The sequence below is a fragment of the Cellulosimicrobium sp. BMG9.22 genome (assembly GCF_059159975.1).
This window is the reverse complement of sequence record NZ_JBZGBY010000008.1, coordinates 85,695-111,349: the sequence shown is the minus strand read 5'-3', so window position 1 is coordinate 111,349 and position 25,655 is coordinate 85,695. Positions and strand designations below refer to the sequence as shown.

Annotated in this window: 23 protein-coding genes and 1 pseudogene; 7 read left to right on the top strand and 17 right to left on the bottom strand. The window is 74.1% G+C overall.

All coding sequences use genetic code 11. From position 1 onward, the window contains the following. Window positions 1-80: 80 nt before the first annotated feature. Together AC4H2H_RS08405 and AC4H2H_RS08400 are read right to left on the bottom strand one after the other, a co-directional pair. Window positions 81-2,912: an FtsK/SpoIIIE family DNA translocase gene (locus AC4H2H_RS08405; RefSeq protein ID WP_494370344.1), complete on the bottom strand. Its 2,832-nt coding sequence runs from the start codon at window positions 2,910-2,912 to the stop codon at window positions 81-83. 329 nt (window positions 2,913-3,241) lie between these two features. Continuing rightward, window positions 3,242-3,652 (bottom strand): hypothetical protein, encoded by a 411-nt coding sequence (locus AC4H2H_RS08400; RefSeq protein WP_494370343.1) that lies wholly within the window; start codon window positions 3,650-3,652, stop codon window positions 3,242-3,244. A 106-nt stretch (window positions 3,653-3,758) separates the two neighbouring features. Here AC4H2H_RS08400 and AC4H2H_RS08395 point away from each other — a divergent pair, with 106 nt between their 5' ends. Further along, window positions 3,759-4,352: a TetR/AcrR family transcriptional regulator gene (locus AC4H2H_RS08395; protein ID WP_494370342.1), complete on the top strand. Its 594-nt coding sequence runs from the start codon at window positions 3,759-3,761 to the stop codon at window positions 4,350-4,352. A 63-nt stretch (window positions 4,353-4,415) separates the two neighbouring features. On the opposite strand, the gene AC4H2H_RS08390 is transcribed toward AC4H2H_RS08395, so the two are convergent. From AC4H2H_RS08390 to dapA, 3 genes are all read right to left on the bottom strand, one after another. After that, window positions 4,416-5,192, bottom strand: coding sequence for a DUF4328 domain-containing protein (locus AC4H2H_RS08390; protein WP_494370341.1), 777 nt, complete (start codon window positions 5,190-5,192; stop codon window positions 4,416-4,418). Between the two features lie 72 nt (window positions 5,193-5,264). Beyond that, window positions 5,265-6,950: a ribonuclease J gene (locus AC4H2H_RS08385; RefSeq protein ID WP_494370340.1), complete on the bottom strand. Its 1,686-nt coding sequence runs from the start codon at window positions 6,948-6,950 to the stop codon at window positions 5,265-5,267. Window positions 6,951-6,999: 49 nt separating this feature from the next. Beyond that, window positions 7,000-7,932 (bottom strand): 4-hydroxy-tetrahydrodipicolinate synthase, encoded by a 933-nt coding sequence (gene dapA / locus AC4H2H_RS08380; protein ID WP_494370339.1) that lies wholly within the window; start codon window positions 7,930-7,932, stop codon window positions 7,000-7,002. Window positions 7,933-8,027: 95 nt separating this feature from the next. On the opposite strand from dapA, the gene AC4H2H_RS08375 reads away from it, so the two are divergent. The 5 genes from AC4H2H_RS08375 to AC4H2H_RS08355 all read left to right on the top strand — a co-directional run bounded on the left by AC4H2H_RS08375 (window position 8,028) and on the right by AC4H2H_RS08355 (window position 11,961). Further along, window positions 8,028-9,512, top strand: coding sequence for an NAD-dependent succinate-semialdehyde dehydrogenase (locus AC4H2H_RS08375; RefSeq protein ID WP_494370338.1), 1,485 nt, complete (start codon window positions 8,028-8,030; stop codon window positions 9,510-9,512). Between the two features lie 94 nt (window positions 9,513-9,606). Then, window positions 9,607-10,254, top strand: coding sequence for a TIGR00645 family protein (locus tag AC4H2H_RS08370; protein WP_494370337.1), 648 nt, complete (start codon window positions 9,607-9,609; stop codon window positions 10,252-10,254). Further along, window positions 10,251-11,078, top strand: a complete 828-nt coding sequence (locus tag AC4H2H_RS08365) for an AzlC family ABC transporter permease (protein WP_494370336.1) — start codon at window positions 10,251-10,253, stop codon at window positions 11,076-11,078. The genes AC4H2H_RS08370 and AC4H2H_RS08365 overlap by 4 nt, the downstream gene beginning before the upstream one ends. Next, window positions 11,078-11,398 (top strand): AzlD domain-containing protein, encoded by a 321-nt coding sequence (locus AC4H2H_RS08360; protein WP_494370363.1) that lies wholly within the window; start codon window positions 11,078-11,080, stop codon window positions 11,396-11,398. Before AC4H2H_RS08365 ends, AC4H2H_RS08360 begins: the two co-directional genes overlap by 1 nt. A 53-nt stretch (window positions 11,399-11,451) precedes the next feature. Next, window positions 11,452-11,961, top strand: a complete 510-nt coding sequence (locus AC4H2H_RS08355) for a GNAT family N-acetyltransferase (RefSeq protein ID WP_494370335.1) — start codon at window positions 11,452-11,454, stop codon at window positions 11,959-11,961. A gap of 46 nt (window positions 11,962-12,007) precedes the next feature. On the opposite strand, the gene AC4H2H_RS08350 is transcribed toward AC4H2H_RS08355, so the two are convergent. The 7 genes and pseudogenes from AC4H2H_RS08350 to AC4H2H_RS08320 form a co-directional block, all read right to left on the bottom strand. Next, window positions 12,008-12,451: a hypothetical protein gene (locus tag AC4H2H_RS08350; RefSeq protein ID WP_494370362.1), complete on the bottom strand. Its 444-nt coding sequence runs from the start codon at window positions 12,449-12,451 to the stop codon at window positions 12,008-12,010. 92 nt (window positions 12,452-12,543) lie between these two features. Then, window positions 12,544-13,287 (bottom strand): 4-hydroxy-tetrahydrodipicolinate reductase, encoded by a 744-nt coding sequence (gene dapB, locus AC4H2H_RS08345; RefSeq protein WP_494370361.1) that lies wholly within the window; start codon window positions 13,285-13,287, stop codon window positions 12,544-12,546. Window positions 13,288-13,501: 214 nt separating this feature from the next. After that, window positions 13,502-14,833 carry a M16 family metallopeptidase gene (locus AC4H2H_RS08340; RefSeq protein WP_494370334.1) on the bottom strand — a complete coding sequence of 444 codons (1,332 nt, stop codon included), beginning with the start codon at window positions 14,831-14,833 and terminating at the stop codon, window positions 13,502-13,504. A 1-nt stretch (window position 14,834) separates the two neighbouring features. Beyond that, window positions 14,835-17,081 carry a polyribonucleotide nucleotidyltransferase gene (locus AC4H2H_RS08335; protein WP_494370333.1) on the bottom strand — a complete coding sequence of 749 codons (2,247 nt, stop codon included), beginning with the start codon at window positions 17,079-17,081 and terminating at the stop codon, window positions 14,835-14,837. Window positions 17,082-17,386: 305 nt separating this feature from the next. Continuing rightward, on the bottom strand, window positions 17,387-17,656 hold the full coding sequence (gene rpsO, locus AC4H2H_RS08330) for a 30S ribosomal protein S15 (RefSeq protein ID WP_030150575.1): 270 nt from the start codon (window positions 17,654-17,656) through the stop codon (window positions 17,387-17,389). Window positions 17,657-17,776: 120 nt separating this feature from the next. Beyond that, window positions 17,777-19,723, bottom strand: coding sequence for a peroxidase family protein (locus tag AC4H2H_RS08325; RefSeq protein ID WP_494370332.1), 1,947 nt, complete (start codon window positions 19,721-19,723; stop codon window positions 17,777-17,779). Window positions 19,724-19,944: 221 nt separating this feature from the next. Beyond that, window positions 19,945-20,049, bottom strand: a pseudogene (locus AC4H2H_RS08320) (DNA-binding response regulator); the annotation flags it as partial. A 38-nt stretch (window positions 20,050-20,087) separates the two neighbouring features. Here AC4H2H_RS08320 and AC4H2H_RS08315 point away from each other — a divergent pair. Further along, the gene (locus tag AC4H2H_RS08315; RefSeq protein WP_494370331.1) at window positions 20,088-20,684 is read left to right on the top strand and encodes an ABC transporter ATP-binding protein; all 597 of its coding nucleotides are present in this window, start codon (window positions 20,088-20,090) and stop codon (window positions 20,682-20,684) included. A gap of 15 nt (window positions 20,685-20,699) precedes the next feature. Here AC4H2H_RS08315 and AC4H2H_RS08310 read toward each other — a convergent pair whose 3' ends face one another. The 5 genes from AC4H2H_RS08310 to AC4H2H_RS08290 form a co-directional block, all read right to left on the bottom strand. Continuing rightward, window positions 20,700-22,226: a DUF6297 family protein gene (locus AC4H2H_RS08310; RefSeq protein WP_494370330.1), complete on the bottom strand. Its 1,527-nt coding sequence runs from the start codon at window positions 22,224-22,226 to the stop codon at window positions 20,700-20,702. Then, window positions 22,227-22,916: an ABC transporter ATP-binding protein gene (locus AC4H2H_RS08305; RefSeq protein ID WP_494370329.1), complete on the bottom strand. Its 690-nt coding sequence runs from the start codon at window positions 22,914-22,916 to the stop codon at window positions 22,227-22,229. It lies immediately after the preceding gene. A gap of 3 nt (window positions 22,917-22,919) precedes the next feature. After that, window positions 22,920-23,951, bottom strand: coding sequence for a bifunctional riboflavin kinase/FAD synthetase (locus AC4H2H_RS08300; RefSeq protein ID WP_494370328.1), 1,032 nt, complete (start codon window positions 23,949-23,951; stop codon window positions 22,920-22,922). 129 nt (window positions 23,952-24,080) lie between these two features. Then, complete coding sequence (gene truB, locus AC4H2H_RS08295; RefSeq protein WP_494370327.1) at window positions 24,081-25,064, bottom strand: tRNA pseudouridine(55) synthase TruB; 984 nt, start codon at window positions 25,062-25,064, stop codon at window positions 24,081-24,083. Next, the gene (locus AC4H2H_RS08290; protein WP_494370326.1) at window positions 25,061-25,654 is read right to left on the bottom strand and encodes a TetR/AcrR family transcriptional regulator; all 594 of its coding nucleotides are present in this window, start codon (window positions 25,652-25,654) and stop codon (window positions 25,061-25,063) included. The genes truB and AC4H2H_RS08290 overlap by 4 nt, the downstream gene beginning before the upstream one ends. Window position 25,655: the final 1 nt, after the last annotated feature.

Sequence of the window (25,655 nt, the reverse complement as noted above, 5' to 3'; positions counted from 1 at the left end):
GCACGTGCCCGGCTACGGTACCCTCGCCGTCGTCCCGCTCGCCTGAACCGCTCGCCCGAGACCGCCGTCCTGAACAGGGCTCAGCGCCAGCCCTGCTCCACGTCTGCGCCGTCGTGGTAGTCGCCGGCGGCGGGCGGCATGTGCCCGTCCGTGCCGTCGGAGTAGTCGCGGGTCGCGGTGGCGGGGGCAGCTGCGGCAGGCTCCGCCTGGCCGTCGAACACCTCCTGCGCCGGTTCGCCACGGATGAGCGCGAGAGCCGACGGCAGCTCCTCGGGGCTGACGAGCACCTCGCGCGCCTTGGACCCTTCCGAGGGGCCGACGATCTCGCGCGCCTCGAGGAGGTCCATGAGGCGTCCTGCCTTGGCGAAGCCGACGCGCAGCTTGCGCTGCAGCATGGAGGTGGAGCCGAACTGCGAGGTGACGACGAGCTCCGCGGCCTGCAGGAGCAGGTCGAGGTCGTCGCCGATGTCCTCGTCGATCTGCTTCTTCGCCGCCACCTGGGTGACGTCCTCGCGGTAGACCGGCTTGAGCTGGGCCTTGACGTGCTCGACGACCGAGTGCACCTCGGACTCGGAGACCCAGGCGCCCTGCACGCGCATCGGCTTGGCGGCGCCCATCGGGAGGAACAGGGCGTCACCCTGGCCGATGAGCTTCTCCGCGCCCGGTTGGTCGAGGACGACGCGGGAGTCGGCGAGCGACGACGTCGCGAACGCGAGCCGCGACGGCACGTTCGCCTTGATGAGGCCCGTCACGACGTCGACCGACGGGCGCTGGGTCGCGAGCACGAGGTGGATGCCCGCGGCTCGCGCGAGCTGGGTGATGCGCTGGATCGACGACTCGACGTCGCGCGGGGCGACCATCATGAGGTCGGCGAGCTCGTCGACGACCACGAGCAGGTACGGGTAGGGCGCGATCTTGCGCTCGGATCCCGGCAGGGGCTTGACCTTCCCCGAGCGCACCGCGGCGTTGAAGTCGTCGATGTGCTTGTAGCCGAACGCCGCGAGGTCGTCGTAGCGCGCGTCCATCTCGCGCACGACCCAGTCCAGCGCCTCGGCGGCCTTCTTGGGGTTGGTGATGATCGGTGTGATGAGGTGCGGGATGCCCTCGTAGATCGTCAGCTCGACACGCTTGGGGTCGACGAGCACGAGGCGGACCTGCTCGGGCGTCGAGCGCATGAGGATCGACGTGATCATCGAGTTGATGAAGCTCGACTTGCCCGCGCCCGTGGCGCCGGCGACGAGGATGTGCGGCATCTTCGCGAGGTTCGCGACGACGTACCCGCCCTCGACGTCCTTGCCGACACCCATGACCATGGGGTGCTCGGTGCGCCGCGCTGCCGACGAGCGCAGCACGTCGCCGAGCACGACGGTCTCGCGGTCGGTGTTGGGGATCTCGATGCCGATCGCGGACTTGCCGGGGATCGGTGCGAGGATCCGCACGTCGGCGCTCGCGACGGCGTACGCGATGTTGTTCGACAGCGAGGTGATGCGCTCGACCTTGACCTTCGGGCCGACCTCGACCTCGTAGCGCGTGACGGTCGGGCCACGCGTGAAGCCCGTGACCTTGGCGTCGACCTCGAACTGCTCGAACGTCTGGGTGAGCGCGTCGACGACGCGGTCGTTCGCGGCAGAGCGCACCTTGTGCGGCGCGCCCTTGACGAGCGAGTCCTCGTTCGGGAGCAGGTAGACCGTGTCGCCCTCGAGCATCGGCTGCACGCCGCGCGGCAGAGGGCTGCTCGGCGGCGGCGGGGGCACGCTGCCCGCCCCGTCCCCCGGCGCCGGTGCCACGGCCGCCATCGCCGCCGCGGCCGTGTCCTGCGCGGCGCCCGGGGCGACGGCGGGCACGGCCTCGGTCGGGGCCGTCCCGGCGGGTGGCTCGTCGCCACCCTTGCGCCCCTTGCCGCGGCCCCGGGGTGACCCGTCCTCGTGGTCGAGGAACGCGGCCGTCTCGAACGCCTCGTCGCCGGCGAAACCACCCTCGGGCTTCTCGATCTCGGCCGCCTCGGCGGCGCGCTGCGCCTTGGTCTTGCGGGGTCTGCGCGGACGCCGTGCTGCACCCGGTTCGTCAGACCCGTCGTGGCGCGACACCCCCTCCGCGAGCGGGAGGCCGTCCGCGTCGGTCGCGCCGTCGTCGTCGTCGTGATGGTTGCCGGTGAGCGTGTCGTAGAGGCCGCGCAGCCGGCTCGGGATGCGGTGCACCGGTGTCGCGGTGACGACAAGGAGGCCGAAGAGGCCGAGCAGCAGGAAGATCGGGACCGCGAACCACTCGGTGAGCCCGGTCGTCACAGGCGTCGCCGCGAGGTAGCCGATGATCCCGCCCGCGTCCTGGACGGCCGCGAAGCCGTCACGCGGGGCCGGCAGGTCCTCGGCGACGTGCACCAGGGAGCACACGGACACCACGATGAGCGTGAGCCCGATCGCGACGCGCGAGTTCGCCTGCGCGCGCTCGGGGTGGCGCATGATCCGCACGGCGAGCCACAGGAGCAGGACGGGCACGGCCACGCCCGCGAGCCCGAAGGTGCCCGCCACGACGGCGTGCACCACGTCCCCGAACGTGCCCTGGATGCCCCACCACTCGCGCGCGGCGACGACGACCGCCAGGGCGATCAGGAAGAACGCGACGCCGTCGCGTCGATGTGCCGGGTCCAGCTCTCTCGCTCCCTTTCCGATGGTGCGCACGACCGCCCCCACGCCGTGCGCCGCGCCCAGCCAGACCCCACGCACGGCGCGGACGGGCCACGGCGGAGCAGCAGGACGTCGGGCCGGAGCCCGTGTGCTCGAGGACGACGGCCTGCCCGTGCCGGCGCGTGACGTGCCGCGGGCCGTGGACGAACCGCCGCGCGCCGAGGTGCGTGGCGCTGGCTTGCGGTTGCTCGCGGTCCGACGTGCCTGCGGGGACGTGCGGGTCGCCATAGTGGTCCTAACCTACCCGTGGGGGACGACACGGACGCGCACCCCGGCTCGCGTGTCCTGGGGCTCTCGCCGACCGGACGACGTCGTACCCGACGTGGAGAGGCCCTCGGTGACCGTGCCCGACGACGCCCGGACCACCGGTGCCGACGTGGCGACCGTCGGCGCGACGACCGCCGGGTACTCGACGCACCCGCACGGGGACCACGTGCTGTGGACCCGGTCGCACGGGGACGCCAGGAGGAGCAGCTCGCCGCGCTGCGCGCCCGCCGATCCTCCTCGCGCGCCCGCCCTCGGGGGCGCGTCGTGCGGCACCGGGCCGGCCACGGACGTCAGGCGGTGAACAGGCCGACCGCGAGCGTCACGACGCCCGCCGCGAGGACCACGCCACCTGCGGGCAGCAGCACGACGGCGCGGTTCGGCGCCTCGCGGCCGTTCCCGATCGCCGACAGGAAGAACCCCGCCGGCAGGAGGATCGCCGCGACGAGGACGCCCGTCGCCGCCAGCCAGCGCCAGAACCCGGTGAGGTCGGTGGCCTCGGCGAGCAGGACGCAGACCAGACCGAGGATCACGAGCACGCCGGCGTGGGCGTGCCCGGCACGGAAGAACGACGTCTGGAACCCGGTCGCCGGGACGCGCCGGGTCACGACCTTGACGAGGAACGCCCCGCCCGACTCGATGCCGACGACGGTGACCAGGACGATGCCCGCGGTGATGCGGGCGGCGTCGGTGAGCTCGAGCACGGGGACCTCCGGGATGGGCGACGCGCCCGCGATCGGCGGACGCGTTTGCGAACACTGTTATAGAACACCGTTCGCAAACGCGCGTCAAGACCTCTAGACTCGCTGCGTGGCCCGCCCCCGACTGCACGACGACGCCCTGCGCGACCGCCTCCTCGACGTCGCGTCGCGCGCGATCTCCGAGCGCGGCGAGGCCGCCGCGACCGTCCGGTCGGTCGCGACCGAGGCGGGCACGAGCCCGTCCGCGGTGTACGCGCTGTTCGGCAGCCGTGACGACCTCGTCGCCGCGGTCTCCGCCGAGGGCTTCCGTCGGTTCGCCGCGTTCCTCGACGCCGTCCCGCGCACCGACGACCCGGGCGCCGACCTCGCCGCGCTCGGCCTGGCGTACCGGGCCTTCGCGGTCAGCGACCCGCACTTCTACGCGGCCATGTTCGGGCGCGGCGCACGTCCCGCGACCGGTGCCCCGGACGCCGTCGCCCGGCCCACGTTCGGCGTCCTGCGCGACGCGGTCGCGCGGCTCCTGCCCGGCGCCGGCGCCAGCCGGGTCCAGGACGTCGCGCTCGGCCTGTGGGGACTGGTGCACGGGCTCGCGTCGCTCGAGCTCTCGGGGCTCGTCCCCGGGGACGACGCGGAACGCGAAGCGCGCTACGCCGCCGCCACCGTCACGGTCGGCCGCGCTCTCACCACGCCTGCGACGGCCTGACCCCGGAGCGCACGTCGGGCCGGGACACCCGGTGCCCCGGCCCGCCCCGTGCGCTCGTCGCGATCAGGACCAGGGCGCCCCGGCCGGGAAGGGGGCCGCCGCGGCTCGTTGGCCGGCCGTGATCTCCCGGACCACCCGGACCCACATCACGAGGGCGAGGACGACTGCGGCGGTCCCGACCGTCTCGGCGACGGGCAGGATGGTGAACGTCTCGTACCCGCCGACCGACGTGGACGTCGTGAACTGGGCCTCGACGTTGGTCGCCACACCGAAGAGCAGCCACCCGGCCCACCACCAGCCGAGGAGGACGCGCGGGTCGCGCACCGTGGCCGCGCGCACGTCGCGCACGACCTGGTAGGGGAACCAGAACGAGACGACGGGCACGATCCACCCCAGCCAGATCCACACCCGGCTGCGCGCGTGGGGCGCCCTGGGTGAGACCGCCTCGGCGAAGGTGCGGCTCTGCCACAGCCACACGCACGTGACGATCGCCGCGGCGAGCTGGGCGGCCACGAGCACACCGCCGACGGCGTCGTACGTCGTGAACACCTCGGCGCTCGGGATGCCGAGCCGTGCCGCCTGCGCGAACTCTTCCGCCGCCGAGAACGACGTGAGCCAGGCGGCCGCCTGAAGCACCGTCACGGCCGCGGCCAGCACGATGCTCGCCGTGCCGAGACCTCCCGGCACCGTCGGGAGCAGCGGGTACCCGCCGTACGGGGCCTGGGCGCCGTACGCGGGCGGTAGGCCGTACGCGGGCTGGGCGCCGTACGGGGGCGGACCGGGCGGAAGATTCGGCGGCGGCCCCTGGGGCGGCCCCCCGTAGGACTCGTGGTGCGTCACTGCAGCCTCCTCGGGCTCGAGCGGGGCGCCAGCATAGCGATCCCGACGAGCCCGAGGAGCACGTGTCCGGCGTTACGCCTCGACGACCACCGGGACGATCATCGGGCGGCGGCGCAGGCGGTTCGACACCCACCGGCCGATGACCCGGCGCATGATCTGCTGGAGCTGCTGCGTGTCCGTGGCGCCGCCGGCGATCGCGTCCTCGAGCGCCTTGACGACCTCAGGACGGATGTCGTCGAACACCTTGTCGTCCTCGGCGAACCCGCGCGCGAGGATCTGCGGGCCGGCGAGCACCTTGCCGGTCGCGGAGTCCACGACCGCGAACACCGAGACGAAGCCCTCCTCGCCGAGGATGCGCCGGTCCTTGAGCTCGGCGTCGGTGATCTCCCCGACGCTCGACCCGTCGACGTACACGTACCCGCACGGCACGGCACCCACGACCGACGCCCGCCCGTCCACGAGGTCGACGACGACGCCGTCCTCGGCGAGCACGACGCGGTCGGCGGGCACGCCCGTCCGGACCGCGAGGGCGGCGTTGGCGACGAGGTGTCGCACCTCGCCGTGCACCGGCATGACGTTCTTCGGCTTGAGCACGTTGTAGCAGTACAGGAGCTCACCCGCGCTGGCGTGCCCGGACACGTGCACCTTGGCGTTGCCGCCGTGCACGACCCTCGCGCCGAGGCGTGTGAGTCCGTTGATGATGCGGAAGACCGCGTTCTCGTTGCCCGGGATGAGGGACGACGCGAGGATGACGGTGTCGCCGTGGCCGACCTGGACCTTGTGGTCGCCGTTGGCCATGCGCGACAGGGCGGCCATGGGCTCGCCCTGGGACCCGGTGCACATGAGGACGATCTCGTCGTCGCGCAGCGAGTCGACCTTCTTGAGGTCGATGAGCACGCCCTCGGGCACGTGGAGGTAGCCGAGGTCGGACGCGATCGTCATGTTGCGGACCATCGAGCGCCCGACGAGCGCGACGCGCCGGCCGTGGTGGTGCGCGGCGTTGAGGACCTGCTGCACGCGGTGCACGTGCGAGGAGAACGACGCGACGATGATGCGCTTCTCGGACGACGCGAACACGTTGTCGAGCACGGGCCCGATCTCGACCTCGGGCGTGACGAAGCCCGGGACCTCGGCGTTGGTGGAGTCGACCATGAAGAGGTCCACGCCCTGCTCGCCGAGTCGGGAGAACGCGCGCAGGTCGGTGATGCGCCCGTCGAGCGGGAGCTGGTCCATCTTGAAGTCGCCGGTGTGCAGCACCGTGCCCGCTCCCGTCGTCACGGCGACCGCGAGCGCGTCGGGGATCGAGTGGTTGACGGCGACGAACTCGCACCCGAACACGCCGAGCTGCTCGACCTGCCCCTCCTTGACCGCGAGGGTCACGGGCGCGATGCGGTGCTCCTTGAGCTTCGCCTCGACGAACGCGAGCGTGAGCTGGGACCCGACGAGCGGGATGTCGCGACGCAGGCGCAGGAGGTAGGGCACAGCACCGATGTGGTCCTCGTGGCCGTGAGTGAGGACGATCGCCTCGATGTCGTCGAGGCGGTGCGCGATGTAGTCGAAGTCCGGCAGGATCAGGTCGACACCGGGCTGGTTGTCCTCCGGGAAGAGCACGCCGCAGTCGATGACGAGCAGACGCCCGTCGTACTCGAGGACGGCCATGTTGCGGCCGACCTCGCCGAGCCCGCCGAGGGCGACGATGCGCAGCCCTCCGGCCGGGAGCTCGGGAGGCAGGGAAAGTTCGGGGTGGGGATGGCTCACGGGGCCTCCTGTCGTGGCTGAGCCGGATGGTCGAGAGCTCGTGCTCTCGCTAGTTCGTGGTGGTGCCCGCGCCGGCCGTCTCGAGGACGCCCGCCGCGGCGAGCGCGTCGCGCACGAGGGCGACGTCCTCGTCGCTCGCGGCGACGTTGGGCAGGCGCAGGTGGCGGTTGTCCGTCACGCCGAGCAGCTCGACGGCGGCCTTGGCCATGACGGCCTGGAAGCCGGCGCCGTTGAGCGCGTCGATGACGGGCGTGGTGGTGAGGAACACGTCGAGAGCGCCCGCGTGGTCGCCCGCGTCGAAGCGGCGCACGACCTCGGCGAGCTGCACGGCCACCGCGTGCCCGGAGACGGACACGATGCCCGCGGCGCCGTGCGCGAGGAACGGCAGCAGCAGACCGTCGTCGCCGCTGTAGAGCGCGAGGCCGGTCGCGGCGGCGAGCTTCGCGGCGGCGTACACGTCGCCGGTCGCGTCCTTGCTCGCGACGACCCGCTCGTGCGCCGAGAGCCGGGCGTAGGTCTCAAGCGCGATCCGCACGCCCGTGCGGCCCGGGACGTCGTAGAGCATGACGGGCAGGTCGGTCGCGTCGGCGATCGTCACGAAGTGCCGGTACAGGCCCTCCTGGCTCGGGCGCGAGTAGTACGGCGACACGACGAGGAGCCCGTCGGCACCTGCCTCCGCCGCCTGCTCGGCCATCCGCACCGCGTGGTCCGTGTCGTTGGAGCCGGCTCCGGCCAGGACCGCCGCACGGTCCCCGACGGCCTCCACGACGACGCGCACCAGGTCCTGCTTCTCCGGCGCGTGCGTCGTCGGGGACTCGCCCGTCGTGCCGCTCAGGACGAGCCCGTCGTTCCCGTCGTCCACCAGGCGCTTCGCGAGCCGGGCCGCGGCCGCGAGGTCGACGGCGCCGTCGGGCGCCATCGGGGTGACCATGGCGGTGAGGACCGCACCGAACGGGCGCGCGGGTGTGGCGGGAAGGACCATGTGCACAAACTACCGTGCAGCGCGGCCGACCACCGCGTCCGTCCGGTGCACCGCCCCGCGTGCGGCGCGCCGAACCGCAGGGCGATACTCGGAGCATGTCCCGTCCCGCCTCGACGTCGAGCCTCTCCCCCGCGCTCGTCGCGCACGTGCCCACGGGGCTGCTCGTCGACGGCCACTGGGGCTCGGCCGAGGGCGGCCGGACGTTCGAGGTCGAGGACCCGGCGACCGAGGAGTCGATCTTCGACGTGGCGGACGCGAGCCCGGGCGACGCGCTCCGGGCGCTCGACGCGGCCCACCGGGCGGCGCCGGCCTGGCGTGCGACGCCGCCGCGCGAGCGTGGCGAGGTCCTGCGCGCGGTCCACGACCGCGTCGTCGCGCGGGCCGACGACGTCGCTGCCCTCATCACGGCCGAGTGCGGCAAGCCGCACGCGGAGGCGCGCGCGGAGGTGCTCTACGGCGCCGAGTTCCTGCGCTGGTACGGCGAGCAGGCGGTGCGCGCCGGGGGCCTCGCGCGCACCGCTCCCGCGGGCGGGAGCCGCCAGCTCGTCTTCCGCCGACCCGTCGGGCCTGCGCTGCTCATCACGCCGTGGAACTTCCCCCTCGCGATGGCGACGCGCAAGATCGGCCCGGCGCTCGCGGCCGGGTGCACGGTCGTGATCAAGCCGGCGCGCCTCACGCCGCTCACGACCGCGCTCGTCGCCGAGGTGATCCGCTCCGAGCTCGCGGAGCGCGGCCTGCCGACCGGCGTCGTCAACGTGGTCCCGTCGTCGCGCGCCGCCGACGTGACGGGACCGCTGCTCGCGGACCCCCGCCTGCGCAAGCTCTCCTTCACGGGCTCGACCGCGGTGGGGCGCACGCTCCTCGAGAAGGCCGCGCCCCAGGTGCTGCGCACCTCGATGGAGCTCGGCGGCAACGCGCCGTTCCTCGTGTTCGCCGACGCCGACCTGGACGCGGCGGTCGAGGGCGCGCTCGTCGCGAAGCTCCGCAACGCCGGGCAGTCGTGCGTCGCGGCCAACCGCTTCCTCGTGCACGACGCCGTCGCGCGCGAGTTCGCGCAACGGCTCGCCACCGCGTTCGCGGACCAGAGGGTCGGGCCGGGGGCGGACGAGGGCGTGCAGGTCGGTCCGCTGATCGAGGCGAAGGCCGTCGACAAGGTGGCCGAGCTCGTCGACGCCGCGTCCGACGGCGGGGCGCAGGTCCTCACGGGTGCCGACCGACCGCGCGAGGTGGGGCACTTCTACTCTCCGACCGTGCTCTCGGGCGTGGATCCCGACGCCCGCGTCGTCACGGAGGAGATCTTCGGGCCGGTCGCGCCGGTCGTCGCCTTCGGGGACGACGACGAGGGACTCGCGCTCGCGAACGCGACCGAGTACGGGCTCGCCGCCTACGCGTACACGACGTCGCTCGACCGGGCGGTGCGCGTGTCCGAGGAGGTCGAGGCGGGGATGATCGGGATCAACCGCGGCATGGTCTCCGACGCCAGCGCCCCGTTCGGCGGCGTCAAGCAGTCGGGACTCGGTCGCGAGGGTGGCGAGGCGGGCCTCGAGGAGTACCTCGAGACGGTGTACGTCGCCCTCTGAGGCGCCGGACGGTGCGTGCGACGGTCGACCTGCCCGCCGCCTCCCGTTGGTAGCCTGACGCTCCCCGCCACCGACTCCCGGAGAGCCCACGCCCGTGCCCTCGACGCCCGCGCCCGTCATCACCCCGAACGTCCCCTCCCCCCACGCCCGCTTCACCGCGGTCGGGTACATGATCTTCGCCTCCCGCTGGCTCCAGGCGCCGCTCTACTTCGGCCTCATCGTCGCCCAGGTCGTCTACGTGTGGCAGTTCCTCAAGGAGCTGTGGCACCTCATCGTGGGCGGTTTCACCGGTCGTGCCGTGGACCACGCGACCCACGAGGTCACGAGCTTCGGTGCCGAGGAGATCATGCTCGCGGTCCTCGGGCTCGTCGACGTCGTGATGATCTCCAACCTCCTCATCATGGTCATCGTGGGCGGCTACGAGACGTTCGTGTCCCGCATCCGGCTCGACCACCACCCCGACCAGCCCGAGTGGCTGAGCCACGTCAACGCGAACGTGCTCAAGACCAAGCTCGCGATGTCGATCATCGGCATCTCGTCGATCCACCTGCTGCGGACGTTCATCGAGTCGTCGACGGGCCGGATCACGGGTGAGGTGATGCTGTGGCAGGTCGTCATCCACCTCGCGTTCGTCGTCTCCGCCGTCGCGCTCGCCGCCATCGACCGCATGTCGCTCACCGCCCACCAGCGCGCGGCCAACGCCGCCGCCGCGGGCGAGGGGCCCGCGGACCCGCACGCATGAGCGGACCCGACGACGTCCCCCGCTCCGACGCCGACGCCTCCGGGGCGCTCGAGTCCCAGGAGACGGACGCCGGCGAGCACGCGGCCGAGCGGGCGGTCGAGGACGAGGTCCGCGCGGCGGTCCGCCAGGCCGTGTCCGTGTCCGTCGCGACGGGCCTCTACGGGATCTCGTTCGGTGCGCTGTCCGTCGTCGCGGGGCTCGACCTCGCCCAGACCATGGCGCTGAGCCTGCTCATGTTCTCCGGCGGGTCGCAGTTCGCGCTCATCGGCGTCGTCGGCGCAGGTGGCGCCCCGGCCGCGGCGATCACGACGGCCGGTTTCCTCGGCGTCCGCAACGCGCTGTACGGGGCACAGCTCGGGCCGCTCCTCGCCCTGCGCTCGTGGCACAAGGTCGTCGCCGCCCAGTTCACGATCGACGAGTCGACGGCCGTCGCGACCGCGCAGCGCTCGCGCCGCGCGGTCCGCGCCGGGTTCTGGTGGACCGGGGTGGGCATCTTCGTCCTGTGGAACGCGATGACCCTGGTCGGTGCGCTGGCCGGCGACGCCCTGGGCGACCCCCGGGCATGGGGGCTCGACGCCGCCGCCGCGGCCGCGTTCCTCGGTCTCCTCTGGCCGCGCCTCGCCTCGCGCGCGATGCAGCTCACCGCGGCCGCGGCCGTCGTCGTCGCCGCCGCGCTCATCCCCGTCACGCCCGGCGGCGTGCCGGTCCTGGCCGCCGCCGCGGTCGCGATCCTCGTCGGGGTGATCGACGCCCGGCGCCGGTCCGGCGGCACCGGTCCGCGCGATGCCGAGAACGGGCGCAGGCCCGAGGAGGAGTCCTCATGATGACGCCCGCGACCGTCTGGGTCGTCGTGCTCGTCGCGTCGGCGGTGTGCTTCGCGCTCAAGCTCGCCGGTCACCTCGTGCCCGAGCACTGGCTCGGCGACGAGCGGGTGGCACGCACCGCGGCGCTCGTCACCGCGGCGCTCCTCGCGGCGCTCGTGACCGTGCAGACCGTCGGGGACGGGCAGGCCGTCGTGGTGGACGCCCGGCTGCCCGCGCTCGCCGTCGCCGCGGTCGCCCTCGCGCTGCGCGCGCCGTTCATCGTCGTGGTCGTCCTCGCCGCCGTCACCGCCGCCGGCCTGCGGGCGCTCGGCTGGGGCTGAGGGCGCCGCGGCCCGTGCGCCGGGCCGTTCCCGCGGTCTCGTAGGGTGGGCCCGTGAGCCTCTTCCGCGAGACCGCCGACGTCTCCGTCCGCCCTGCCGTGCCCGGCGACGACGTCGCGATGACCGCGATCCAGGTCGGGGCGTGGCGCTCCTCGCACACCGACGTCCTCGGCGACGAGGTGCTCGACTCGCTCGACACCGTGCGCATGCGCGAGCAGTGGGCCGCCGCGATCTCGTCCCCGCCCGGCCCCGGCTTCGCGGTGCTCGTCGCGTGCGCGGGCCCCGACGTGGTCGGGTTCGCCGCCGTCGCCCCCGGGCAGGTGCTCGCTCTCGAGGTCGAGCCGCGGCACCAGCGCGGCGGGCACGGCTCGCGCCTGCTCTCCGCCGCGGTCGACCGGTTGCGCCGCGACGGGGCGGACGAGGTCGTCACGTGGGTCCTCGACGGCGACGACGCGCGCGAGACGTTCCTCGCCGGCTCGGGCCTCGGACCCGACGGCCGGACCCGCACGCTCGCGACCGGGCTGCGCGACGTCGTCGAGCACCGGTGGGCCGCGGAGATCTGAGCCGACGCCGCCACGGCGGTCCGTGCGAGGCGCGCGCACGGCCTCGTCAGCGCGTCGGGCGCCCCGACCGGTAGAGGCCGGCGGCCTTGCGCAGAGCCTCGCGGGCGCGACGGCGGTCGCGCGCCGCGTCGTAGGCGAACGCGAGGTGGTACCACGCCTCCCAGCTCGTCGGGTCGGCGTCGACCGCGTCGCGGTAGGGGCCGAACGCCGCGTCCGCGGCCTCGCGGTCGATGCGCCCGCCCGGCGACCGGGGCAGGTCGTCGACCGGCAGGCGGTCGCGCGCCGCGAGGTCGTCGGCCATGCGCTGCACGGTCCCGGCGAGCAGGAACTCCCGACCGACGAGCCCGACGACGAGCAGCGGCAGGAGGAGCACCCCGGCGCCGATCGCGACCGCGACGGGCTCGCCCGTGCGGATCAGCGCGGCCGAGCGCCCCGCCACCTGCCACACGTAGAGCCCGAGCAGCACGGTGACGAGGATCGCCCCGAGGATCGCCTTCCAGGGACGGCCGGTGCGCGCGGGTAGCGCCGACCCGCCGGAGCCGTCCGTCGCACGGTCGTCCTCGTCGGGACCGCCGGCGGCGCTCACGCCAGGTCCAGCACGTTCTCGAGCCCGACGGTCAGCCCCGGTCGTCCGACGACCTCGCGCACCGCGAGCAGCACGCCCGGCATGAACGAGACGCGGTCGAACGAGTCCTGGCGGATGACGAGCTGCTCCCCCGGGTTGCCGAAGAGGATCTCCTCGTGCGCGACGAGGCCGCGCAGGCGCACGGCGTGCACGCGCACGCCGTCGACGTCCGCGCCGCGCGCGTCCCAGCCCGACTCGGTCGCGTCCGGGCTCGCCGCGAGGCCGGCGTCGGCGCGCGCGGCGGCGATCGCCGCCGCGGTGTGGCGGGCGGTGCCCGACGGCGCGTCGACCTTGTCCGGGTGGTGCAGCTCGATGACCTCGGCGGACTCGAAGTAGCGCGCGGCCTTCGCGGCGAACGTCATCGCGAGGACGGCGGAGAGGCCGAAGTTCGGGGCGATGAGGACTCCGACGGCCGGGCCTCCCGACGCGACGACGCGCTCGAGGTGCTCGGTGACGCGACCCCGGCTCTCGTCCGTCCAGCCCGTCGTCCCCACGACGGCGTGCACCCCCGCGTCGATCAGCGCGTGGACGTTGGCCTCGGTCGCCGACGGCACGGTGAAGTCGATCGCGACGTCCGCCCCGCCCAACGTGCGCGCCGAGACCTCGTCACCGGCGTCGAGGCGGGCGACCAGCTCGAGGTCCGCCGCGCCGTCCACGGCCACGCAGACCGTCGCCCCCATGCGTCCGGCGGCCCCGAGCACGGCGACCCGGAGCGGTCGCCCGGCACCCTGGCCGTCGACGGTCTCGGAGGAGCTGGGCGCGGTCGTGTTCTGCTCGTTCACGCCCGTCACCCTATCGGGCACCGGGGCGAGGTCGTGGCCCACGGGCGGGTGCGCGCTCGCGGCCGGGCCACCGCACGGAGCACGCCGACGGCCGCCCTCCGGACGGAGGACGGCCGTCGGCGAGGAAGGACGGTCAGGCGCCGAAGGGGCCCACGCGTACGACCGACCGCGCTCGCGAGGCGAGCTCGTCGGCCAGCTTCTGCACGTCCTCGGCCGTCACGGAACGGATCGCGTCGAGCGATTCCTCGACGCTCAGGAGCTCGCCGTAGACGAGCTCGGCCTTGCCGAGCCGGCTCATGCGCGAACCCGAGTCCTCGAGCCCGAGGACCATGCCGCCCGAGAGCTGACCGATGCTGCGGTCGAGCTCGGCACCGGTGATGCCGTCGCCGGCGAGCCGGTCCAGCTCCTCGTGCAGGAGTGCGGTGACCTCGTCGACCTTCGCCGGGGCGCACCCGGCGTAGAGACCGAACGTCCCGATGCCGCCGTGGCCCGACGCGAAGGAGTACGTCGAGTACGCGAGGCCGCGCTTCTCGCGGATCTCCTGGAACAGTCGCGAGCTCATACCGCCGCCGAGGACGGCGCTGAGCACCGACAGCGTGAAGCGCCGGTCGTCCGTCGCGGACAGTCCCGTACCGCCGATGACGACGTTGGCCTGCTCGACGGCGCGGTGCACCGTGAGCTCGACGCCCGTCGTCCCGACGCCGGCGAGGGCCGGGTCGTCCGCGTCGCGACGCGCGCGGGGCACGCCGGCCGCGTCGAGCGACCAGCCGCCGTCGTGCAGCGCCCGGCCCACCTGGGCGACCAGCGTGTCGTGGTCGACGCCGCCCGCCGCCGCGACGACGAGCGTCTCGGGACGGTAGTGCCAGCGGTAGTGCTCCCAGACGGCCTCGCGCGGGACGGCGTTGATCGTGTCGGGGGTGCCGCCGATGGGGCGGCCGAGCGCGTGCCCGCCGAGGACGGCGGTCGCGAACTCCTCGTGGACGACGTCCGACGGGTCGTCGTCGTTCATCGCGAGCTCTTCGAGGATCACGCCGCGCTCGGTCTCGAGCTCGTCGGGATCCAGACGTGCGGACGTCACCATGTCGGTGATGACGTCGACCGCCATGGGCAGGTCGGCGTCGAGCACGCGCGCGTAGTAGCACGTGTGCTCCTTGCCGGTCGCGGCGTTGGCCTCGCCGCCGACGGCGTCGAACGCCTCGGCGATGTCCATCGCGGAGCGGCGCGCGGTGCCCTTGAACAGCAGGTGCTCGAGGAAGTGCGTCGAGCCGAAGTGGCCGTCGGTCTCGTCGCGCGAGCCGACGCCGACCCACGCACCCATCGTCGCCGAGCGCAGGCCCGGCATGGACTCGGTGAGCACGCGGACCCCGCCGGGCAGGACGGAGCGACGGATCGTCGCGCCGTCCTGCCCGGCGGTCAGCTCGGCCCCGGCACTGCCGGCCGGGACGAGCGGGAGGTCCCAGGGCACGTCAGGCGTCCGCACCCTCGGTCGCGGGTGCCTCGGCGTCCGCTGCGGCGTCCTCCTCGACCACGGCGTGCAGCGAGAGCTTGCCGCGCGGGTCGATCTCGCCGATCTCGACCTGGACCTTCTGGCCGATGGACAGCACGTCCTCGACGTTCTCGACGCGCTTGCCGCCCACGAGCTTGCGGATCTGGCTGATGTGCAGCAGACCGTCCTTGCCCGGGGAGAGCGAGATGAAGGCGCCGAACGACGTCGTCTTGACGACCGTGCCGACGAAGCGCTCGCCGATCTCCGGGACGTGCGGGTTGGCGATCGCGTTGATCGCCGCGCGGGCGGCCTCGGCCGACGGGCCGTCGGTGGCGCCGATGTACACGGTGCCGTCGTCCTCGATGGAGATGTCCGCGCCCGTCTCCTCCTGGATCTGGTTGATCATCTTGCCCTTCGGGCCGATGACCTCGCCGATCTTGTCGACCGGCACCTTCACGGAGATGACGCGCGGGGCGTTCGGGGACATCTCGTCCGGCACGTCGATGGCCTCGGCGAGGACGTCGAGGATCGTCAGGCGCGCGTCGCGCGCCTGGGTCAGCGCGCCGGCGAGCACCGAGGCGGGGATGCCGTCGAGCTTGGTGTCGAGCTGGATGGCCGTGACGAACTCACGGGTGCCGGCGACCTTGAAGTCCATGTCGCCGAACGCGTCCTCGGCCCCGAGGATGTCGGTGAGCGCCGCGTAGCGGGTCTCACCGTCCACCGTGTCGGAGATGAGGCCCATCGCGATGCCCGCGACGGGCGCGCGCAGCGGCACGCCCGCGTTGAGGAGCGAGAGCGTCGAGGCGCACACGGAGCCCATGGAGGTCGACCCGTTGGAGCCGAGCGCCTCGGACACCTGACGGATCGCGTACGGGAAGTCCTCGCGGCTCGGGAGCACCGGCACGAGCGCACGCTCGGCGAGCGCGCCGTGGCCGATCTCGCGGCGCTTCGGGCTGCCCACGCGGCCGGTCTCGCCGGTCGAGTAGGGCGGGAAGTTGTAGTTGTGCATGTAGCGCTTGCGCGTCTCCGGACCGAGCGAGTCGATCTGCTGCTCCATGCGGAGCATGTTCAGCGTCGTGACGCCGAGGATCTGCGTCTCGCCACGCTCGAACAGCGCGGAGCCGTGCACGCGCGGCAGGACCTCGACCTCGGCCGAGAGCGTGCGGATGTCCGCGAGCCCACGGCCGTCGATGCGCACGCCGTCGGTGAGCACGCGCTGGCGCACGAGCTTCTTCTGGAGCGAGCGGTACGCGGCGGAGAGCTCCTTCTCGCGGCCGTCGAAGCCGGCCTGGAGCTTGCCGACCATCTCGTTCTTGATCTCGTCGAGACGGTTCTCGCGGTCCTGCTTGTCCGCGATCGCGAGCGCGTCGCGCAGGTCGGCCGAGACCTCGGCCTCGACCGCGGCGAACGCGTCGTCCTGGTAGTCCAGGAAGACCGGGAACTCCCTGACCGGCTTCGCGGCCTGGGCGGCGAGCGCCGACTGCGCGTCGCACAGGGCCTTGATGAACGGCTTGGCCGCCTCGATGCCCTCGGCGACGACCTCCTCGGTCGGCGCGGCGACGCCCTCGTCCTTGACGAGGCCCCACGCACCGTCGGTGGCCTCGGCCTCGATCATGGCGATCGCCACGTCGGCCGTTCCGTCGTCACCAGTGACCACTCGTCCGGACACGACCATGTCGAAGACGGCGCGCTCCTTGTCGGAGTACTTGGGGAACGCGACCCACTGGCCGTCGACGAGCGCGATGCGCACGGCGCCGATCGGGCCGGAGAACGGCAGGCCCGAGATCTGCGTGGACAGCGACGCCGCGTTGATCGCGAGCGTGTCGTACGCGTCGTCCGGGTGCAGCGCGAGGACGGTCACGACGACCTGGACCTCGTTGCGCAGGCCCTTGACGAACAGCGGGCGCAGCGGGCGGTCGATGAGGCGGCACGCGAGGATCGCGTCCGTCGAGGGACGGCCCTCGCGGCGGAAGAACGAGCCGGGGATGCGGCCCGCGGCGTACATGCGCTCCTCGACGTCCACCGTGAGGGGGAAGAAGTCGAACTGCTCCTTGGGGTGCTTGCCGGCCGTGGTGGTCGACAGGAGCATGGTCTCGTCGTCGAGGTACGCGGCGACGGAGCCGGCGGCCTGACGGGCGAGGCGCCCGGTCTCGAACCGGACGGTGCGGGTGCCGAAGCGACCGTTGTCGATCGTGGCCTCGGCGAACTGGATCTCGGGACCCTCCACGGGTGCCCTCCCTTTCTCGAAGCGCCGCCCGGGTAGCCCTGTCGAGGGTTCCGGTCCGTGCCCTCGGCGCACGTGGCGCGAGGGCTCCGGTCGCACTCGACGCTCGGCGGTCTTCGATCGAGGTCCACGGCGGTTCCCGCACCGGGCCGTCCGAGGGACGGCGACCGAGGGGGTCCGTGAGCCACTACCGAGGACCGAACGAGAGGCCGGCGGCGCGGTGGTGAGTGGTATGCGGTTGTGGGTGTGACTGCTACATCACACCAGACCAGCCCGGTCCCTGCAGGGACCGGGCTGGCGCGGGTGTGTCAACGACGCAGACCGAGGCGCTCGATGAGGCTGCGGTAGCGGTTGATGTCGACCTTCTGCAGGTAGCCGAGGAGACGGCGACGCTGGCCGACGAGGAGGAGCAGACCACGACGGCTGTGGTGGTCGTGCTTGTGCTCCTTGAGGTGCTCGGTGAGGTCCTTGATGCGCTGCGTCAGCATCGCGATCTGGACCTCGGGCGAACCGGTGTCGCCCTCGCTCGTCGCGTACTCGGTCATGATGCGCTGCTTGGTGGCAGTGTCGAGGGGCACGGCTCTCCTTCGTAGGGTCGTTGCGCGGTGCGCCGGGACGTAGCTCCCGGGCTCTCTGGATCCGCGGCCGGTCAGACGGCGCACCCATCCTACCAGCGCGCGGCCCTGCTCCCTCCGGGCTCAGGGCTGCCCGTCGTGGCCTGCCGTGCCTCCGCCGCGGAACTCCCCCGCGTCGTCCGGCAGGACGCCCGCGAACCGCAGCACGTCGGGGAGCGTGAGGACGAGCGACCCGTCCTCGAAGTGCACGCCCTGTGCAGGCGTCCAGTGGTGGGTCGCGCGGAGGTACGACCGGTCGTCCTGGCGCAGCAGGTGGACGAAGGTCTCCGCGAGGACGCGGCTGCCGACGTCCCCCAGGAAGCTGCCGTCGCCCTGGAGCTCCGCCTCCTTCAGCACGTAGTACCACAGCGGGGTCCCACCGCCCACGGAGCGCACCTTGTCCATGGCGTCGACGACCGGCTGCGGCGCGTTCTCCACGAGCCGCTCCGGCGACAGGGGCTCGAGACCGAACGCACGGGCCACCGCCTCGCCGGTGGGCAGCCCGAGCATGTACCCGCGCAGCAGGTTGCGCTGCGCGAGCTGCTTCTGCAGCTCGCTCGCGATCGTCTGTTCGGTCGTCGGCGACCGGCCGGGCTCCAGCTCGATCTTCCCCTCCTTGATCATCGACCCGAGCGAGGGGGCGAGGAACGTGTCGATCTTCTCCGCGGAGTGGAACGGGTTGGCGTCGCCCTTGTCCACGAACTTCGACCAGTCGATCGGCCAGTTCGACGGGAGCACGGGGTTCGGCGGACCACCCTGGGTCAGGCCGCCACCGCCCGTGAACCGGAAGAGCTGCTCGAGCGTCGCGAGACCCGCCGGCCCGCCCGGTGTGAAGTTGACGTTGAAGTCGTACGTGTCGCGCACCATCGAGTGCCCGAAACGGAATGCGGCGACCGCGAACTCGAGCGGCATCGCGATCGGGTGCCGAGGCCGGAAGAACGGGGCGTCGCCGAGCAGGATCGCGTCGAGCACGCCCGGCTTGGTGAGGGTGCGCAGGTAGTCGTTGACGACGAGCCACTGGTAGTGCCACCGCACGAGCTGGTTCGCCCGCTCGTACAGCCCGCGCTCACCCGCAGCGCGTACCCACGGCTCGAGCTCCGCCACCCAGTCCACGACGGCGTTGTGGAACCGGATCATCGCGACGTGGAACTGTGCGACGACGAGGTTCTCGTCGTTGCGCCCGTCCGGGATCAGCGGACCTCGGTCGGCGTCGCGCGGGAGGTCGCGCTGCCGGTCGGGCTCCGGCGGGCAGAGCAGGAACGTGGGCCCCCCGCCGGGGACGGCGAACGGCTCGAGAGGGATCCGCCCGAGCCGCAGCTTCGCGGAGCCCTCGACGAACGCCGCCTCGCTCCGGGTCGTCCCGCGGTCGGGATCCCCCACGAACTTCGGGCCGCTGCCGTAGAGCGAGTCGAGGTCGAGAGCGGGGTGCCTCGCGTTCCGCAGGCTTCTGACGACGACCTTCGGGTCGAAGACCCGGAACGGCACCCGGTCGATGTCTCCGAGCGCCTGGTTGCCGTCCGCGTCCTCGTCCTCGTCCGGACCGTTGGTGTTCAGCGTGATGTCGTGGTCGATGAACTGGCCCCAGTACGTGTATACGGCGGGGACGTGCGAGTTGCGCACCGCCGGACCGCCGCCGGGCGGCGCCGCGGGTGAGCTCACCATCGCGGTGCCGAGGGCCTTGAGGTGCTCGACGACGGCGGCCGTCGTGCCGTTGCCGAACGCCAGGTGCGCGTTCGGGAACGTCGCGGCGAGCTCGGGGAAGAGGTAGTCGAAGGCGGTCGTCGAGTCGTAGCGGTGCTCGCGCAGGTCGCGGTAGACCGCGGCCTGAGCGGCGGGCAGGAGCGGCGCGTTCGACGTGGCGGGGTCGGTCGTCGCGCCGGGCGCGTCGTCGACGGCAGCGACGGTCGACCCGTGGCCGACGCTGCGCACCGTCCGGCCGATCGGGGTGGACGCCTGGTCGATCGAGTCGGGCGTGACGTCGTCGACCACGTCCTCGGCGACGGTCGCCGCCAGGTTCTGCTGAGCCTCCATGGCTCTGCCTCTCTGTACGAGGTGCGGGAAGCGACCCGACGAGCGGGCCGCGGCCGCCGTCGGCACGACGAGGCGTGCGAAGGGCGGCGAGTGCGACCCGACCGGGACCGATCACCTCGGCCGGCAGGGCCGCGACGGCACGCCGCACGGACACGACGCGCCTCACACGATGAGGGAGCGTGCGGCGGCGCGCCCGTGACACCGCGACGTCTCTGGGGCGCCTACGCGCGCAGGAGCCCTCGTCGTCGGGCTTCTGCCACGGCCGCGGTGCGGGACGACGCACCGAGCTTGTCGTAGACGTGCACGAGGTGGGTCTTGACCGTCGCGCGCGCTCCTCGGCCCGTCGGGCGCGGGCAAGTCGAGCGTGCTCGCGGTCGCCGCGACGCTCACCCGGCCGACCTCCGGCGTCGTCCGCATCGGCGCCGAGGTCGTCAACGCCCCGCTCCCGTCCGGGGACGGGCCCGCCGGACGCGGTGTCCGGCGCGCGGCTCGGCGCGCCGCGGAGCAGGCGGCGCAGCTGCGGCGCGACCGCATCGGCATCGTGTTCCAGCAGCCGCATCTCGTCCCGTCGCTCACGGTCCTCGAGCAGCTCGGGCTCATGACCCACGTCCGTGGCGGCTCCCCCTCGTCGCGGCGCGAGCACGCGCTCGCGCTGCTCGACGCCGTGGGCGTCGCGGACCGCGCCCACCGCCGACCCGAGCACCTGTCCGGCGGTCAGCGGCAGCGCGTCGCGATCGCGCGGGCGCTCATGAACGACCCGCAGGTCCTGCTCGTCGACGAGCCGACGTCGGCGCTCGACCACGACCGCGGCGTGCAGGTCGTCGCGCTCGTCGCGCGCCTCGCGCGCGACCTCGACGCGTCGGCGCTGCTCGTCACGCACGACGAGGCGACGCTCGACCCGGTGGACGCACGAGCCCACCTGGTCGACGGACGGCTCCGGGCGTCGTCGCCGGCCCGGTGACCCGCGCCGGTCGCGTCAGCGCGGTCCGCGCACGTGCGTCGCGACGGCGAGCGCGACGGCGGCCGCGAGCGCCTGGGCACCGACGGCGACCCAACCCGCGGTGCCGAGAAGGAGCGCGACGCCCAGCGGGACGGCGCCGAGGACGGCGAGATCGGGTCCCTTCCGGAACACCGCCGCGGCACCGGTGGGCAACCCTCCGACGGGCGTGGCGAGCAGCGGGCCCGCCCAGTTCGGCGGCTCGCGGTAGGCCGAGCGCACGGCCGCGGCGCCCTGGACGATGCCGGTGAGCACCGCGAGGGCGAGCCATCGCAGGTCGCCCGTCGCCGCGACCAGCGGTGCGAGTCCCACCGCGAGGCACACGGCCGCCGTGGCGGCGGGCACCGCGGTCCGGGCGAGCCGGGTCCAGCGTGCGCCGAGCGGCAGCAGAGCGTCCACGACCGGGGCCATCTCCGCCGTCCGGGCACCCTCCGCACCCAGGACCGCCGCGCCGAACCCGGCGGCGACGAGGACGACGAGGAGGCCGAACCCGGCTCCCAGCACGGGCACCTGCTGCGCGACGACGGTCAGGGCCGCGAGCCCGACGAGCTGCGCGAGGGCGGACGTGCTGCGCCGCAGGAGCGTGACGTCCGCCGCGACGATCGCGGCCGCCGGACCGCGGACCCCCGCGAACCCGGTGGGACGCCGGACCCGGAGCCGCGCGGCGGACGCGGACCGCAGCGCACGACCCAGCTCCCGGGTGTCGAACGAGAACACCGCGCCGCCCACCTGGTCGGCCACCGCGCTCTGCGACCGCAGGACCTGTGCCCCCAGCGTCTCGAGCCGACGCCACCACCACGCGACGAGCACCGCCGCGGCGGCCAGGACGACGAGCGCGACCGTCGGCGGGACGCCGAGCGCGGACGCCCCGGCGCGACCCGCGACCACGAGCGCGACGCCCACCACGGGGACCCCAGCCACGACGACGTCGCTCGCCCGCGCGAGCAGCACCGCGGTCCGGCCGCGCGACTGGACGAGGCCGGCGAGCGCGACGAGCAGCAGGCCGACCGCGCCACCGGAGAGCCCCGCACCCGCCGCATCGCCCGCGTCGACCCCGGAGGCGAACGACACCGCTCCTACCCCGACCGCGCCCACGACGCCACCGAGCAGCACCGCGCGCACGAACGACGGCGTGACGAGACCCCGGCGGTCGGCGGGCGTCGGGACCCACCACCGGACCCCCGCGCTCCCGGCGCCCACCGGTCCCAGACGTACCGCGGTGCCCACGAGGAACGCGAGGAACGCCGTCGCGCCGAGCGCCTGGACGGCACCCGGCCCGAGGACGACGTCGGCCGCGGTCGAGGCGGGTGCGGCGAGCGTCTCGCGCAGCATCGAGGCGAGCCCGACGACCCAGCCCACGGCCAGGGCGACGGACACCACGGCGTACGCGACGTCCACCACGACCTCGCCCGGACCGGCATCCGCGCGCGACGCCGCGACGCGTGCGGTCAGCCGGCGCAGCTCCCGGCCGGTGAGCTGCTCGTCGGGGTCCGTGCGCAGCCGCACTCAGCGCACCGCCGCGAGGGCGTCGCGCGCGGCGGCCGGCTCCAGGGCGACGCACGCGTCGTCCGCCACGAGGAGCCCGCGCGCCCCGGTCCGCGCGACGAGGTCGGGGTCGTGCGTCGCGAGCACCACCGCGACGCCGCTCGCGGCGTCGTCGACGAGCAGCCCGGCGAGCCGCTCGCGCATCCCGGGGTCGAGCCGCTGCTCGGGCTCGTCGAGGACGAGCAGCTCGCGCGGCCGGACGAACCCCGACGCGAGCAGGAACCGGCGCCGCTGGCCCGAGGACAGTGCCGACGGCAGCGAGGCCGCCTGGGCGGTGATCCCGAACCGCTCGAGGAGCTCGTCCGCGACCGTCCCCGCCCCGACCACGCCGTGCCCGCGCGCGACGAGGACGAGGTGCTCGCGCACCGTCAGGCCCGGGAAGTACGCGTCGTCGTCGAGGACTCCGGCCACGCGCGCCCGGAAGTCCCGCTCGCGCTCGTCGACCTCGCGGCCGAAGGCGCGCACCGAGCCCCCGAGCGGTGGCTGGAGACCGAGCAGGGTCCGCAGGAGCGTGGACTTGCCGCTGCCGTTGGCGCCGATGACGACGACGAGCTCGCCCGGGAGCACAGTGAGGTCGACGGGCGCGCACACGGGCACGTCCGCGTAGCCGACGCGCAGCGCGCGCGCCTCGAGGACCGGCACGTCGGCCACGGCTCAGGCCTTCGCCGCGACGGCACGCGCCGCGCCCGGATCGGCGAGGATCCCGCGGGCGCGGGCGACGTCGTCGTGCATCTGGGCGACGAGGGGCTCGATCCCGTCGAAGCGCAGCGTCGGGCGCAGCCGCTCGACGAGCTCGAGGACGACCTCCTCGTCGTAGAGGTCGAGGTCCGCACGGTCCAGGACGTACGCCTCCACGCGGCGCTCCACCCCGTCGAACGTCGGGTTGGTGCCGATGGAGATCGCGGCGGGCAGGCGCACGTCCGGGTGACCGGGATCGGCGTCCCGCAGGCCGGGGCGCACCAGCCACCCCGCGTACACGCCGTCCGCGGGGACCATCCCGGTGATGCCACCGAGGTTCGCCGTGGGGAACCCGAGGTCGCGCCCCCGCGCGTCGCCGTGCACGACCGTGCCGCGCACGCGGTGGGCGCGCCCGAGGATGCGCGCCGCCTCCCGCACGTCGCCGCTCCCGAGCAGGGCGCGCACCCCCGTGGACGACCAGCGGGCCTGGTGGTCGCCGCCGCCGGTCTCCTCGGTGACGGGCACTCCCTGGTGCTGGCCGACGTCGTCGATCGCCACCACCTCGAAGCCGTACCGGTCGCCGAGCCCGACCATCGTCGCGAGGGTCCCCGCGTTGTCGCGCCCGAAGCGCACGTCGTGCCCTACCACGACGGTGCCCGCGTGCAGGCCGTCGACGAGGTAGGCCCGGACGAACTCCTCGGGCGTCTGCCGCGCGAAGTCGAGCGTGTACTCGACCAGCAGGACGGCGTCGAGTCCGGTGCCGGCGAGGAGCTCGACGCGGTCGGCGATACCGGTGAGCAGCTCGGGGGCGCTCTCGGGCCGGTGCACGTGGGCGGGGTGCGGGTGGAACGTCACCGCGACCGCCTGCGCGTCACGAGCGCGCGCGAGCTCGACGATCCGGCCGAGCACCTGCGCATGACCGCGGTGCACGCCGTCGAAGTTGCCGATCGTCACGACCGACGGGCCGAACCCCGGCGGGACCTGGCTCAGGTCCGTCCACAGGTGCACGCGAGAACTCCTCCGTGAAAGGGGTGGTGTGCGCCGCCGGCGGGGGCGACGCGCTGGACAAGCCTGCCACGACGCGCCCGCGACGCCGAACCGGGGGTGGAGCCACGGGCGAGACGGGCGGGCGGGCGGTCAGGCCGGGGCGAGGACGAGCACCGGGCGCGCGAGGTCCTTGCCCCCGCGGCGCGTGTCCTCGACGAGGGCGACGAGCTCGCCCGTCGGGGCGATCGCCGCCGTCGTGCCCGGCGCGCCGCTCGCGTCGACCCACTGGCCGTACGAGAGCGCGGTGGCCTCGGCGGCCGTGAGCTCGCGCACCGGGAACGTCGCGCGGGCCGCCTGGGCGAGCGGCAGGGTCGCGAGGACGCCGTCCCGGTCGGCCTGCGCCTCGAGCTCGTCGAGCGTCGACGCGACGTCGAGCCCGTAGCCACCGACGCGCGTGCGGCGCAGCGCGGTGAGGTGCCCGCCCACGCCGAGGGACGCACCGAGGTCGCGCGCGAGCGCGCGCACGTAGGTCCCGGACGACACGGTCACCGCGACGTCGAGGTCGAAGGCCGGCGGGGCGTCGTCGGGCAGGCCGTGCTCCCCGGGGGCGACCGCGCGCGCGTCGAGGACCTCGAAGCGCGAGACGACGACGGGGCGCGCCGCGAGCGTGACGTCCTCCCCCGCGCGCGCGAGCGCGTACGCACGCTTCCCGTCGACCTTGATCGCGCTCACGCTGCTCGGCACCTGGAGGATCTCGCCCGTCAGCCGCGCGACCCCGGTGCGCAGCGCGTCCGGGCCGACGGCGGACGCGTCCGCCCGCGCGACGACCTCGCCCTCGGCGTCGTCGGTCGTGGTCGCGACCCCCAGCCGGATCGTCGCGTCGTAGTCCTTGTCCGCCCCGACGACGTACGTCAGGAGCTTGGTCGCGCGCCCGACGCCGAGCACGAGCACCCCCGTGGCCATCGGGTCCAGCGTCCCCGCGTGGCCCACCTTGCGCGTCCCGGCGAGGCGTCGCCCGCGGCCGACGACGTCGTGGCTCGTCCACCCGCCGGGCTTGTCGACGACGACGAGGCCGTCGGGCGCCGTCGGGCGCCGCGGCGGGGCGTCCCGGCGCGGCTGTGCCGTGCCGCTCATCGTGCCTCGCCCTCGCCGGTCGGCGCCGCGAGCGCGTCCGCCGAGCGCACGGTGCACTCCACGAGCGAGGCGATGGCCGGGTTCTCGTCGACGTGGGCCGGCGCCTGGACGGCGAAGAGCGTGTTGAGGAGCATGCCCTGGGCGACGAAGTCCCGCGCCTCCTCGTCGGTCGCACCCGTACGCGTCCGGTAGACGTCGAACGCCCGCCCGAGCACCTCGCGCGCCCGGGCGCCGAGGACCGGGTCGGAGCCGAGCACGAAGCCGTGCATCATGACGCGCAGCTGGTCCGGGTCCGCGATGAGGCGCGTGTACGCCTCCGCCATCCTCGCCTTCGCGTCGGGGCCGGGCTCGACGGCCTCGAACCGGGAGACGATCTCGCCGGCGATGCGGTCGAACGCCTCGCGGAACAGCTCCTCCTTCGTCCCGAAGAGGCGTACGACGTAGGGCTGGGAGACGCCTGCGGCCCGGGCGACCTGGTCCGTGCTGGTCCCCGCGTACCCGCCCTCCGCGAAGACGGCGGTGGCCGCGTCGAGGATCTGCTCGCGGCGCTCGTCACGGGTCAGGCGTCGGGCGGGAAGCTCTGAGTTCACG